This window comes from Celeribacter litoreus, from assembly GCF_020165855.1.
GTDB classification, from domain to species: domain Bacteria; phylum Pseudomonadota; class Alphaproteobacteria; order Rhodobacterales; family Rhodobacteraceae; genus Celeribacter; species Celeribacter litoreus.
In genome coordinates this window covers 191,418-204,909 of sequence record NZ_JAIUFY010000015.1, presented here as the reverse complement: position 1 = coordinate 204,909, position 13,492 = coordinate 191,418, and the positions used below count along the sequence as shown (strand labels likewise).

The 13,492-nt window shown below is 59.4% G+C and carries 11 protein-coding genes; 8 read left to right on the top strand and 3 right to left on the bottom strand.

The features are described 5' to 3' along the window. Window positions 1-1,824: a glutamine--fructose-6-phosphate transaminase (isomerizing) gene (gene glmS / locus LA304_RS17280; RefSeq protein ID WP_224504431.1), complete on the top strand. Its 1,824-nt coding sequence runs from the start codon at window positions 1-3 to the stop codon at window positions 1,822-1,824. 82 nt (window positions 1,825-1,906) lie between these two features. Here glmS and LA304_RS17275 read toward each other — a convergent pair whose 3' ends face one another. Then, entirely contained in the window at window positions 1,907-2,671 is a 765-nt protein-coding gene (locus tag LA304_RS17275; protein ID WP_224504430.1) for a hypothetical protein, read from the bottom strand. Between the two features lie 198 nt (window positions 2,672-2,869). Between LA304_RS17275 and LA304_RS17270 the strand changes: the two genes are divergently transcribed. Further along, window positions 2,870-3,514 (top strand): DNA alkylation repair protein, encoded by a 645-nt coding sequence (locus LA304_RS17270; RefSeq protein WP_224504429.1) that lies wholly within the window; start codon window positions 2,870-2,872, stop codon window positions 3,512-3,514. A gap of 41 nt (window positions 3,515-3,555) precedes the next feature. Next, the gene (gene moaA, locus LA304_RS17265) at window positions 3,556-4,569 is read left to right on the top strand and encodes a GTP 3',8-cyclase MoaA (protein ID WP_224504428.1); all 1,014 of its coding nucleotides are present in this window, start codon (window positions 3,556-3,558) and stop codon (window positions 4,567-4,569) included. Window positions 4,570-4,692: 123 nt separating this feature from the next. On the opposite strand, the gene LA304_RS17260 is transcribed toward moaA, so the two are convergent. Beyond that, a complete protein-coding gene (locus LA304_RS17260) occupies window positions 4,693-5,856 on the bottom strand; it encodes a M20 aminoacylase family protein (RefSeq protein WP_224504427.1) in 1,164 nt (387 codons plus the stop codon). Between the two features lie 343 nt (window positions 5,857-6,199). On the opposite strand from LA304_RS17260, the gene LA304_RS17255 reads away from it, so the two are divergent. The 5 genes from LA304_RS17255 to LA304_RS17235 all read left to right on the top strand — a co-directional run bounded on the left by LA304_RS17255 (window position 6,200) and on the right by LA304_RS17235 (window position 12,034). Next, complete coding sequence (locus LA304_RS17255) at window positions 6,200-7,252, top strand: ABC transporter ATP-binding protein (protein WP_224504426.1); 1,053 nt, start codon at window positions 6,200-6,202, stop codon at window positions 7,250-7,252. Beyond that, complete coding sequence (locus tag LA304_RS17250) at window positions 7,242-8,240, top strand: ABC transporter ATP-binding protein (RefSeq protein WP_224504425.1); 999 nt, start codon at window positions 7,242-7,244, stop codon at window positions 8,238-8,240. Before LA304_RS17255 ends, LA304_RS17250 begins: the two co-directional genes overlap by 11 nt. Window positions 8,241-8,330: 90 nt before the next feature. After that, window positions 8,331-10,028 (top strand): peptide ABC transporter substrate-binding protein, encoded by a 1,698-nt coding sequence (locus LA304_RS17245; protein ID WP_224504424.1) that lies wholly within the window; start codon window positions 8,331-8,333, stop codon window positions 10,026-10,028. Between the two features lie 78 nt (window positions 10,029-10,106). Beyond that, window positions 10,107-11,114: an ABC transporter permease gene (locus LA304_RS17240; protein WP_224504423.1), complete on the top strand. Its 1,008-nt coding sequence runs from the start codon at window positions 10,107-10,109 to the stop codon at window positions 11,112-11,114. An 11-nt stretch (window positions 11,115-11,125) separates the two neighbouring features. Next, window positions 11,126-12,034: an ABC transporter permease gene (locus tag LA304_RS17235; RefSeq protein ID WP_224504422.1), complete on the top strand. Its 909-nt coding sequence runs from the start codon at window positions 11,126-11,128 to the stop codon at window positions 12,032-12,034. Window positions 12,035-12,116: 82 nt separating this feature from the next. On the opposite strand, the gene LA304_RS17230 is transcribed toward LA304_RS17235, so the two are convergent. Next, window positions 12,117-13,403 (bottom strand): DUF3422 family protein, encoded by a 1,287-nt coding sequence (locus LA304_RS17230; RefSeq protein WP_224504421.1) that lies wholly within the window; start codon window positions 13,401-13,403, stop codon window positions 12,117-12,119. Window positions 13,404-13,492 lie beyond the last annotated feature (89 nt).

Sequence of the window (13,492 nt, the reverse complement as noted above, 5' to 3'; positions counted from 1 at the left end):
ATGTGTGGAATTGTAGGTGTTCTTGGAAACCACGAAGCCGCGCCCATTCTGGTCGAGGCCCTGAAACGGCTCGAATACCGCGGTTATGACAGCGCGGGGATTGCGACCGTCTCCAACGGCACACTTGATCGCCGCCGCGCGGTGGGCAAGCTCGTGAACCTCTCCGACCTCTTGGTGCACAACCCGCTCGCGGGGAAATCCGGTATCGGTCACACCCGCTGGGCCACCCACGGCGCGCCGAGTGTCACCAACGCCCACCCGCACAAGGCAGGCCCCGTCGCCGTTGTCCACAACGGGATCATCGAAAACTTCCGCGAGTTGCGCAGCGCACTGGCGGAAAAGGGCTATCACTTCTCGACCGAGACCGACACGGAAACGGTCGCGCTCTTGTGTCAGAGCTTCATCGATGCAGGTGACGCACCGCAAGACGCCGCGTTCAAAACCATCGACGCGCTCGACGGCGCATTCGCGCTCTGCTTCCTGTTCGATGGCGAAAACGACCTGCTCGTCGCCGCGCGCAAGGGCTCCCCGCTCGCCATCGGTCATGGCAAAGGCGAAGTGTTCGTCGGTTCTGATGCCATCGCACTCGCCCCGATGACGGATCAGGTCACCTACCTCGACGAAGGCGACCGCGCCGTTCTCACCCGCACCTCGGTCGAAATTTTCGACTACTCCGGCGCGCAGGTCCAACGCGAACGCCGAACGATTGCGATGGACAGCGCACGGATCGAAAAGGCAGGTCACAAACACTTCATGGCCAAAGAAATCGCGGAGCAACCCACCGTGATCGCAGAGGCGCTTAACTATTATCTCTCCGCAGATGAAAAGAGCATCACCCTCCCCGATCCCGGCCTCGACTTTGCAGAGTTCGACCGCATTATCATGGTGGCCTGCGGCACGGCCTATTACGCCTGCTACACGGCGAAATACTGGTTCGAGCAACTGGCCCGCATCCCCGTCGAAATCGACGTGGCCTCCGAGTTCCGCTATCGCGAACCGCCTGTCGCCGAAAAGACCCTCGCGATCTTCGTGTCGCAGTCTGGCGAAACGGCAGACACCTTGGCCGCGCTCCGCTACATGGCTGGAAAAGCCTCGCGCATTGTATCTGTCGTGAACGTCGCTGAGTCTTCTATTGCGCGTGAGAGCGACATCGCCCTCCCGATCCTCGCGGGCGTCGAAGTGGGCGTCGCCTCGACCAAGGCCTTCTCCTGCCAACTCACCGTCCTCGCGCTCCTCGCACTCGAGGCCGCCGTGCAGCGCGGCAAGATGAGCGCCGAGGATCTCGCAGAGCAACTTGGCAAACTTCGCACGCTCCCGGGCCTTCTGACCCGTGCGCTCGATCTCGACGAAGTGCTCAACGCGGTCTCCAATGACCTGTCAGAGAGCCGCGATGTGCTCTTCCTCGGGCGCGGCATGATGTATCCGCTCGCTCTCGAAGGCGCGCTCAAACTCAAAGAGATCAGCTATATCCATGCAGAGGGCTACGCCTCCGGCGAACTCAAACACGGGCCGATTGCGCTCATCGACAGCCACACCCCTGTGATCGTCTTTGCGCCCCATGACGCGCTGTTCGACAAAACCGTCTCGAACATGCAGGAAGTCATGGCGCGCGGAGGCAAGGTTCTCTTGGTCTCTGACAAGAAGGGCTTGGAGGTGGCCTCCGACGGCGTTTGGCAAACCGTGCAAATGCCCGATGTGCCGGACCTCTTCGCCCCGATCCTTTACGCGATCCCCGCCCAGCTCATCGCCTATCACACGGCGGTGGCCAAGGGGACGGACGTGGACCAGCCCCGCAACCTCGCGAAGTCGGTGACGGTCGAGTAATACGGTCGCCTGAAAAGGCCCAAATGAAAAACCCGCCCTCGAAAAAGGGCGGGTTCTTTGTGTCCAATCTCGAAAACGAGGATCAGAGGTCGAGTTCCTCCTGAACGAACTCGATCATCTCCGGCGTCAGTTCCTCGGGTGTGATCGGGCCGTTGCCGGTCGCGTTGTAGGCCGCGGCGATGGCCTCCAGCATGGCTTCTTCGCTCGCAGCTTCCTCGGTTTCCTCGACTTTGCCGTTGGCTTCATCAAGGATCGATTTGTCCGCTTTCGCATCGGCGAGAGCGGCTTCGGCATCGGCGAGCGTCTCGAGCTTGTCGGAGTACTCGTCGTATCCTTCTTCACCCTCGGCAATCGGATTGTCTTCGAGTTCTGTCCGCAGATCTCCCAGTTCGGTCTCCCACTGCGTGGAGTCATCGCCGAGCTCGAGATCTTCTGCATACCCCGCCAGAACACCAAAGCTGTCAGCGTAATCTTTTGCGGCTTGCTCGGCCGCAGAGAGCGCGTCTTCGTACTCCTCAACCGCAACGATGTAATCTTTCAGCGGAACGAGTTTCGGATCGTTGGAGTTGTTGAAGCCGTTCTCGCTGCGTTTCAGCGAGTTGAGTGACTTCAGATCGGACGCAAGCGGTTTATCTTTGTCTTTTGCGGAGGAAGAATTGCCTTTGGAGCTGCTGGAATTGCCCTTCGAACCAGAGTTTCCTTTGGAACCGCCCTTATCGGAATTGCCGCCGTTGGCGTTCTCACTCTTGGCGTAAGCAGCGCCTGTTTCGAACAGGTCGGATGTCACTGCCGGTGCGACCAGACCAAAAACAGCGGCCGTCATTAGCAGTTTCGTCAAGCTTCGCATGTATTCATTCCTCTCATAGTCTTTAGTTTGCTGATAATATCGCAACAATTCACAGAATTATGATTAACCGTGTCCAAAGCATAGCCTAATTTTTCGATTAGGCAAAAAAATGTCTATTTTGACCCCGCAAACGACACCATTGCGGAAATCGCCTGCTTCTGCGAGAAAGCGCGCCAGTGAACAGCGGGAGTGTCCCAAATGGAATTCGAAACTGCCATGTCCGCCCTGCGTGCCGCAGGGGACGCAGAACGCGCGGAAAACCTGACGGAGAAATTCGGTTCAGGTGACTATTTCGGCGTGCCTCCCCAGACGCTCGACACCGTCGCGCGGGACTGGCGCGCGGAGACCGACATATCGGTCCGCCTCCCGCTCGCACGGGCCCTCTGGGAGAGCGGAAATTTCGACGCCAAGATCGTGGCGGCCAAGCTCCTGACCCAAGCCCGCATCAAAGAGGACGCAGACATCTGGTCCCAGATCCTCACATGGCTTTCTGAGGAGAACGCATGGCTGGTCGTTGACGCCCTCGCATCGGCAGGCGCACGCCGTGTGTCCGCTGATTTGTCACGCATCGAGACCGTGCTCACGCTCGCGCAGTCGGAACGCCCGCTTGATCGACGCGCTGCGCTGCTCCTCACTCTTCCGCTCGCGAAAATCACCCACCAGAGCGTCGAGGAAAAATCCGCCATTGATGACATTCTTCCGTTCCTCACCCACGCGCTCGAAGATGCGGACAAGGACGTCTCCCGCACAGCAGACAATTGGCTCCGCGCCCTGAGCAAACATGACCCGAAACGCGCCAAGATGATGCGCCGCGTCATTCAAAGTCGCGCGAGCAACGATTAATCCGGTTGGAAGTCACGCAGCACCGGCCTATCGTCTCCCGCATGTCAAACGCACCTCGCCTCATAGACCCGTTCGCTCGCGCAATCACCTACCTGCGCGTTTCGGTCACCGACCGTTGCGATTTCCGCTGTGTCTATTGCATGGCCGAAAACATGACCTTCCTGCCAAAGAAGGAACTTCTGACGCTCGAAGAACTCGACCGGATGTGCACGACCTTTATCAACCTTGGCGTTGAGAAGATTCGGATCACGGGCGGCGAGCCGCTTGTGCGTCGCGGGATCATGACATTCTTCGATGGCATGACGCGCCATTTGGAGAGCGGAGCACTCAAAGAGTTGACGGTGACAACGAACGGCTCCCAGCTCGACCGGTTCGCAAACGACCTTTACAGCGCGGGCGTGCGCCGGATCAATGTCTCGCTCGATACGCTCGACCCTGAGAAATTCACGCGGGTGACACGGTGGGGCCGACTGGAGCAAGTCCTGCGCGGAATTGAGACCGCACGAAACGCCGGGCTTCGGGTCAAGATCAATACGGTTGCCCTCAAGGGTTTCAACGAAGACGAGCTTTTCACCCTCACTGACTGGTGCGCCCGCGAGGACATGGATCAGACCTTCATTGAAGTGATGCCGATGGGCGACCTCGGGAATGAAGACCGCGTCGGACAATACTGGTCTCTCAAAGAACTGCGCGCCACTCTGTCGGAACGCTTCACCCTCACTGATCTGCCCGAAAGCACCGGAGGCCCCGCGCGCTATGTTCGGATCGAAGAAACCGGACAAAAGATCGGATTCATCACACCGCTGACACACAATTTCTGCGAAAGCTGCAACCGCGTGCGTATGACCTGCACTGGTGAGCTTTTCATGTGCCTCGGCCAAGAGGACAACGCGAGCCTCCGCGATGTGCTGCGCGCCAATCCGGATGACGACGCCCCTCTCGTCGCCGCGATTGAGCGCGCGATTGGTCGCAAGCCCGAGGGACACGATTTCGACTACTCACGGCAAAAGCCGGACGGTCAGGTGTCCCGCCACATGAGCCACACGGGCGGATAGGGGGCGCTGCCCCCTCGCCTGCGGCTCACCCCCGGGATACTTCCAGACAAAAGAAAAGCGCCCCCGAAAAGGGAGCGCAGTTTCATCGTCCGTGCTGGCTTCTTCTTGGCTCAAATACTCAAATCAAGCCGCCGGCAGGCGGCTTTCCACCATTTCGGCGTACCAAGAACAGCCAGCGGGAAGCACCTCGTCATTGAACATGTACTTCGGGTGGTGCACTGGTGCGCCCGGACCGTTGCCGACGATGATATAGGCTCCTGGGCGTTCTTCGAGCATATAGGCGAAATCTTCGCCGCCCATCACGAGCGGGTATTCACCGCAATCGCCCGCGACCTTCTTCGCGGCCTCGATGGCGTATTCGGTCTCACGGTCATGGTTGACCATCACAGGATAGCCGCGGTGATAGTTCACATCTATGTCCGCTCCATAGGTCGCCCCGACACCGGCACAAATAGCTTTCAGGCGTTCCTCTGCCTGATCACGCACATCTGCATGGAGTGTCCGGACTGTGCCTTTGAGCAGGACAGACGCCGGAAGCACGTTGTGGGCTTTTGACGACGATTCAATGGTACAGACGGACACAACAATCTGCTCTGTCGGATCGACGTTGCGGGACGCGATGGTTTGGAGCGCGAGGATGAGATGTGCGGCGGTCACGCTGCTATCTACGGTCTCATGCGGTTTCGCGGCGTGGCCACCCTTGCCGCGCACGACGATATCAAACTCATCCGCCGCCGCGAAGAACGGGCCCGGACGGATCGCAAATGTGCCCGCCTCGAGGTTCGGCCAGTTGTGCATCCCGTAGACCTCGTCGATGCCGAACTTGTCCATCAGGCCCTCATCGCACATGACCTTGCCGCCGCCGCCGCCCTCTTCGGCTGGCTGGAAGATCACGACAGCGGTGCCATCAAAGTTGCGGGTTTCGCAGAGATACTTGGCCGCGCCGAGGAGCATGGAGGTGTGACCGTCGTGGCCGCACGCATGCATCACGCCCGGGTTTTTCGACGCAAATTCTGATCCTGTTTCCTCGAGGATTGGAAGTGCATCCATATCGGCGCGCAGGCCGATGGTTCGGCCCTTGGTGTCTGTTTTGCCCTTGATCACCCCTACAACGCCGGTTTTCGCCATGCCCTCAACCACCTCGTCACAGCCGAACTCGCGCAGCAGATCGGCCACCTTCTTTGAGGTCCGCGGCAGATCGAACATCAGTTCTGGGTTCTCGTGGATGTCTCGTCGCCACGCAGTGATCTCTGGCAACATTTCGGCAAGGCGGTTCTTGATGGGCATTCTCAACTCCGGGGCGGTTAGGTCGGCGCAATCACATTGGACAGTGACTATCTGAGTCGACGCAAGATTACGGTCACACGGGACGCTTTGGGTCGTCAGGAGGCAAGGAGTGTTTTGGCACACCCCCTGTCCGGCACCCTTTGCCCACTAACCTGATGATGCGGCGCGCGGAGGTCAAGCGAGGATGCCTAACAATTTATCCCTTGGTAAAAAAATATGCGCAAAACGCACCGTCACCTCTTGCGAGACGCAAATAAGTTGTTACCGTCTGGTCAAAGCCGACTTTGGAAAAACCGAAGCGGACGAAAAAATACAATAAAAACAAAACAGTGGGAGTTTGTGCATGGCCGATGGGGCCGAACCCGTACTTAATGTCCGGGATCTGAATACCGTATTCAAAACACGGTCCGGATCCGTTCATGCCGTAAATTCAGTCTCGTTCTCGCTCAAACCCGGTGAATTGTTGGGCGTCGTTGGCGAGTCCGGATCTGGCAAATCCGTGACGATGATGTCGCTGATCGGGCTGATCCCTTCGCCGCCTGCGCAGGTGTCTGGCACGGGCGTCGAATTCGGCGGCATGGACCTATTGAAAGCGTCCGACGACGAGTTGCGCCGCATTCGGGGCGCGCGGATCGGGTTCGTCTTTCAGGACCCCATGACCTCCCTGAATCCTGTGTTCACAGTCGGTTACCAGATCATGGAACCGCTCCGCAAACACATGAAGATGAACAAGGCAGACGCGCGCAGGCGTGCTGTAGAGCTTCTTGAACTCGTCGGAATTCCGGATGCCGAACGTCGCCTCAAGGATTTCCCGCACCAGTTCTCCGGCGGCATGCGCCAGCGCGTGATGATCGCAATTGCGCTCGCCTGTGATCCGGAGGTGCTCATTGCGGATGAGCCTACCACCGCGCTTGACGTGACGATTCAGGCCCAGATTCTCGAATTGATGCACGAACTGCGCGCAAAGCTGGGCATGGCAGTGATCTGGATCACCCACGATCTCGGCGTGATTGCGGGCATCGCGGATCGGGTGCTCGTGATGTATGGCGGGCAGATTGTCGAACATGCGCCGGTGAAAGAGCTTTTCCAGCACCCGAAGCACCCCTACACGCGCGCCCTGCTCAAAACCATTCCGAGCGTTCGCGGGGAACGTGCAGACCGGCTTGAGGTGATCGAAGGCCAGCCCCCGATCCTGCGGGCCGCGCCGACGTCCTGTTCCTTCTCCGCACGCTGCGAGTTCTGTTTCGAGCGATGCCTGAATGAGAACCCACCGCGCTTTGATGTCGGGCACGGACATGACACCGCGTGTTTCTATGATTTTGACGCGAACGGCCCACGCCACCAACCGAATATGGCGATGACACAACTCGCAGGAGGTGTCGGCGATGCTGGATGAGACCAACTCCGGAAACGTGCTCGTCGAGGTGCGCGATCTGAAAATGCACTTCCCGATCCATGCGGGCGTGTTCAAAAAGCGCGTTGGCGAGGTGAAGGCCGTCGATGGTATTTCCTTCGACATTTTCGAGGGGGAGACCCTTGGCCTCGTGGGCGAGTCCGGATGTGGCAAGTCCACGGCGGGCCGCGCGATCCTGCGGCTCTACGACATCACAGAAGGCTCTATCAAAATCGACGGCGTCGAGATTGGTCCGACCCCGCAACCGAAGCTGCGCGAGATGCGCCCGACGATGCAGATGGTCTTCCAAGACCCGCAGGCGTCCCTGAACCCGCGCATGAGTGTGGCAGCCATCATTGGCGAGCCGCTTGATGAGCACACGGATTTCTCCAAAAAAGAGAAACGCGAAAAGGTTCTGGGCCTGATGGACGCAGTGGGTCTCAACCGTGATTTCGCGAACCGCTATCCGCACGAGTTCTCCGGTGGCCAGCGCCAGAGGATCGGCATTGCCCGTGCGCTCGCGCTCAATCCGAAATTCATAGTCTGCGACGAACCGATTGCGGCGCTCGACGTGTCCATTCAGGCGCAGGTAGTGAACCTGCTCGAAGATTTGCAGGAAGAGTTCGGGCTGACCTACCTCTTCATCTCGCACGACCTGTCGATGGTGCGCCATATCGCGGACCGTGTGGCCGTGATGTATCTCGGGCGGGTCGTGGAACTCGCGACGCGTGAGGAGCTTTTCCGCGCGCCGAAGCACCCTTACACGCAGGCGCTCCTGTCCGCCGTGCCGGAACCGGACCCGTCGCTGGAAGAAAAGGTGGAGCGGATTTTGCTCGAGGGCGATGTGCCCTCCCCGTCCAAACCGCCGAAGGGCTGCAATTTCTGCACCCGCTGCCCGCAGGTTATGGACATCTGCAAAGAGATTGACCCCACCGGAAAAGAGATTGCGGCCGGTCATCAGGTCGCCTGCCATCTCTACGCGGACACATGAATTAACTCATACTCGAACATCAAAAAGAGCGTGCATCCAAACACGCCGCACCGAACATAACTGAGCATTCAACTAGGAGAGGTTGTTGAAATGAATATGAAGACGATTTTGATGGGCGCCGTCGCAGGTCTTGCGATTGCTCCGGCCGCATTCGCCGAACGTGGCGCGGACGGCCACGTGAACATCATCTACTGGCAAGCGCCGTCGACGATGAACCCCTATCTTTCCGGCGGCACCAAAGAGCTCGAAGTTGGCTCTCTCGTGCTTGAGCCGCTGGCCCGCTACGACGAAACAGGCGCCATGGTGCCGTTCCTCGCTGAATCCGTCCCGACCGTCGAAAACGGTGGCGTGTCCGCCGACCTGACCACGATCACCTGGAAGCTCAAAGAAGGTCTCAAGTGGTCTGACGGTTCCGACCTGACCTCCGAAGACGTCAAGTTTACCTGGGAATACTGTACGTCCGAGGGCGGCGGCTGTGCCCAGACCGAGAAATATAACGACGTTGTGTCCATTGATACGCCGGACGACCTGACCGTCGTCGTAACCTTCGGCGTACCGAAGCCGTTCCCGTATGGTCCGTTCGTCGGCGCGCAGGCTCCGATCATCCAGAAAGCCCAGTTCGAGAGCTGCGTTGGCGAAGCCATGGCCTCCTGCACCGACCAGAACTTTGCTCCGATCGGCACCGGCCCGTTCGTCGTGGATGAATTCAAGACCAACGACGTCGTAAGCATGTCCGCCAACCCGAACTACCGCGATCCGATGAAACCGGCCTTCGCAACCGCGACCGTCAAAGGCGGCGGTGACGCTGCTGCCGCTGGCCGCTCCGTTCTGGAAACCGGCGAATTCGACTACGCATGGAACCTCCAGCTCGCGCCCGATGTCCTCGCTGACATGGAAAGCAAGGGCATGGGCCACCTCGAGTCCTCCTTCGGCACCCTTGTCGAACGGATCATGGTGAACTTCACCGACCCGAACCCGGCTCTCGGTGAAGAGCGCGCAACCGCCGCCCACCCGCACCCGTTCCTCTCCGACATCGCAGTGCGTAAAGCTCTCTCCATGGCCATCGACCGCGAACTGCTCGTGGAAATCGGCTACGGCGCGGCTGGTAAAGTGACCTGTAACGTGCTTCCGGCTCCGGCGATCTACTCCTCCACCGCAAACGACGATTGTATGGTGCAGGATATTGAAGGTGCGAAAGCCCTTCTGGACGAAGCTGGCTGGGTTCCGGGCGCTGATGGCATCCGCGAAAAAGACGGCGTGAAACTGTCGCTGCTTTTCCAGACGTCCACCAACGCTGTGCGTCAGGATTTCCAGGCGATCATCAAACAGTGGTGGTCCGAGATCGGTGTTGAAACCGAACTGCGCAACATCGACGCATCCGTGTTCTTCGGTGGTGATGCCGGTTCCCCGGACACATTCCAGAAGTTCTATGCAGACCTCGAAATGTATGCGAACAACTTCGACGGCACCGACCCGGAAGCCTACATGGCGAACTGGGCATGCGTACAGGCACCGCGTCCGGAAACCCAGTGGCAGGGCAACAACATGCCGCGCTACTGCTCTGAAGAGTACGACGCACTCGTCGCCGAGATGGCAAAAACCGGTGAACTCGAGAAACGTGCAGAACTGGCGAAAGCCATGAACGACATGCTGATGCAAGACTACGCGATCATCCCGCTGGTCTACCGTGGTCGTGTCTCCGCTGCCTCCAACACCCTCGGTGGCGTGGTCATGAACTCCTGGGATTCCGAACTGTGGAATGCCGCTGACTGGTACCGCATGGACTAATTATCTCTCGGGCGCCCCGTCGCATATGGGGCGCCCGTTCCTTTCTGACTGACTAAGACCTGAACCGAGGCGCCGAACATGCTCCATTTTACGATCCGTCGTTTGCTCTTAGCGATCCCGACGCTTCTGTTCATATCTTTGGTGATTTTCCTGCTGCTCGATCTGGCCCCCGGCGATCCAATGGCCTCCATCCCGCTCACCGTCCCGCCGGAGGTGAAAGAGAAAATGCGCGAGGCGCTTGGCCTTGGTGAACCCGTGCATATCCGGTTCCTCAACTGGCTCTACCAGTTCTTCGTCGTTGAGCCGCAGGTGGCGTTTGACCATCTCTTCGGCACCAACTTCGCTGAGGGCAAACAACGCATCATTTCGTTCCAGTCCCGCTCTCCGGTGATGTCCGTCGTGGCCGAGCGCATGCCGCAAACCCTTTGGGTCGTCGGCCTGTCCTATATCTTTGCGACGCTGATCGCCGTTCCGATCGGGATCATCTCCGCCTACCGCCAATACAGCTGGTTCGACCAGATCGGCACGTTCATCTCGATGATCGGCTTCTCGATCCCGACCTTCTTCTCCGGCGTGCTGCTGATCGTGGTGTTCTCTGTGATCCTCGGCTGGTTCCCGTCGATCTACGACACCACACATGAGGTCACGGACTGGTCCTCATTTGTGTATCAGATGAAGCAAATGGCGATGCCGGTCTTCGTGCTCACACTCTACAACGCCGCCCAAGTCAGCCGCTTCATGCGCGCCTCCATGCTCGACAATCTCAATCAGGACTACGTGCGCACCGCGCGCGCCAAAGGCCTCTCCGAAAAGGTCGTCGTGCTCGTTCACGTGCTGCGCAACTCGATGATCCCCGTTGTGACCGTGATCGCCCTCGGCGTCCCGACCATCTTTGGCGGCGCGATCATCACGGAGCAGGTGTTTCAGGTGAACGGCCTCGGCCAGATGCTCATCACCGCAATTTACGCCTCTGATGCCCCGATGGTGCAAACCCTGACCTTCATCTTCGCGGTGCTGATCGTTCTCTTCAACCTGATCGCGGATATCCTCTACGGTATCCTCGATCCCCGCATTCGTTACGACTAAGGGAGATCACCATGACTGACGCGACGATCCAAGCCGCCCGTCCGCCACGCTCCCAATGGTGGGATGTCTGGGACCAGTTCAAGACCCACAAAGGCGCGATGGCGGGACTGATATTCTTCGTCTTCATTATTGCCGCGGTCTATCTCGGCCCGTTCCTGTGGACGATTGATCCGACCTATATCGACATCCGCGCCCGCAACTCCGGCCCGTCTCTGGCGCACCCGTTCGGGGCGGACCAGCTCGGCCGCGATATCCTCGCCCGTATGTTGCAGGGTGGTCAGGTCTCGATCTCTGTGGGCCTCACGGCGATGCTCCTGTCCCTCGTGCTTGGCACCTTTGTCGGCGTGCTCGCAGGCTACTGGAAACGTCTCGACGGCCTCCTGATGCGTCTGACAGACCTGTTCCTCGCCCTGCCCCTTCTGCCGCTGCTGCTCGTGATCATCATGCTTTTCCGCGATCCGCTGCGGGCGATGTTCGGGCTGGAGACCGGTATCTTCATCCTGATCGTTTTCGTGATCGGCATCACCTCATGGATGCAGACCGCACGGATCGTGCGCGGCGATGTGCTTGCCCTCAAAGAGCGCGAATACGTCCTCGCCGCCCGCTCAATCGGCACGCCCTCGCGCCGCGTGGTCCTGCGTCACATCCTGCCGAACATCATGTCCCCGATCATGGTCTCTGCGACCCTCGGCATCGCCAACGCGATCATCACGGAGAGTGCGCTGTCCTTCCTCGGCCTCGGCTTCCCTCCGGACTATCCGACATGGGGCCGCCTGCTCTTTGATGCGAAGGATATGATCCAACAGTATCCGGAGCGCGTCATCTGGCCGGGTCTCGCAATCTCGCTGACCGTGCTTGCCGTGAACTACATCGGTGACGGCCTCCGCGACGCGCTCGACCCGCGCATTCGCGGTCGCTAAACCCGAAAGACATTCCCAAAACGAAAGACGCGCAGGGCATCCCCCGCGCGTCTTTTTTGTCTAAAGGCGCTGTCGAAACACCCTATCCGAGATGGGTCTTCTTGATCCGTTTCAGCCCCATCCATACAGCCAACACGACCACCGGCGTCGCCATCGCAAGCGCGACGCCTTTGCTCATCCCAAGCGGCTTGAGCAGCGGATAGATGACATAGCCCACGAGGCTCACGGCATAGTAGCTGATGGCCACGACAGACAGTCCCTCAACAGTCTCTTGCAGGCGCAGTTGTAGATCGGCGCGGCGGTCCATGCTCTCAAGCACACGTTGGTTTTGCTCCTGTCGTCCCACATCCACCTTCGTGCGCAAAAGGTTCGCAGCCCGCGCCGTCCGCTCCGCGAGGCTCTCCAACTGCCCCTTCGCCGCTTTCACCGTGCGCATCGCAGGATCGTAGCGCCGCATCATGAATTCCCCGAAGAGTTGCCGCGCCATAAACCGGCTCTCGCGTAGAACCTCGATCCGCTGGGTGACAATCGCCTCATAGGCCCCCGTCGCCCCGAACCGGAAGTTGGTTTTGGTGACCATCTCCTCAATCCGTGTTGAAAGCCCGAGAATATCTTCCAGCAGGCTCTCAATCGGCGTCTCCGACTTCGAGGTGAGGGTCGTCATGATCTCCGACAGCTCTTTCTCGATCACAGCCAACTCGCTCACGACGGAACGCGCCTGAATGAGACCGAGCATCGAGACGGTTTTGTAGGTCTCGATCTCGCAGAGGCGCTGAAGCACGCGACCGATCCGGCGCTGACCACAATCCGGCGCGGGGAACAGGGCAAAGCGGATGTGCCCCGCCTCATCGATCCGGAAATCGCTCGCCACCACGATGGCCCCGTCGAGAACCCGCGAACAGGCGAGGCTCTCACGCTCGAACCAGTTGTCCACCCGCAGAACGATATCCTCATCCGTGGCGACAGTCTCGACGCGGATGAGCGCAGAGGTAATCCGCTGGCCCGGCGCTTCCGCCAACCACTCTTCTGGGAAGAGATCAAACGTCCCTTTGTCAAAGGCGCGGTCTGCCACACCGTCGGCGAAGATCGTGTAGGTCACGAACTCTGTGTGGCTCTCCCATTTGAGACGGTATTTGCCGAGCGGCCCGATGTAATGCGTCGCCCCCGGCGCGGGATGCGCGGCCCCGTAGCGGTCCAACAGCGACAACAGATGCGCCCGATCCAGATCGCGATCCCGACGCGCGGCATCACCGGAGGCACGGATCGCCAGATAGGCGGCACGTGCGTTCGTGCCCACCTCCGGGAATGGACGGGCGTGCAACTCGTTCGAGAGTTCGTATCGGCGCGGGTGGTCGATGAGCGGGGCCATGATGTGTCTCACAGTGCAGTGCGTTATTGTGCCCGCCTGTATAGCGCCACTTCTCTGTGCAACAAAGGATAAATTATCGCATTTTCAAT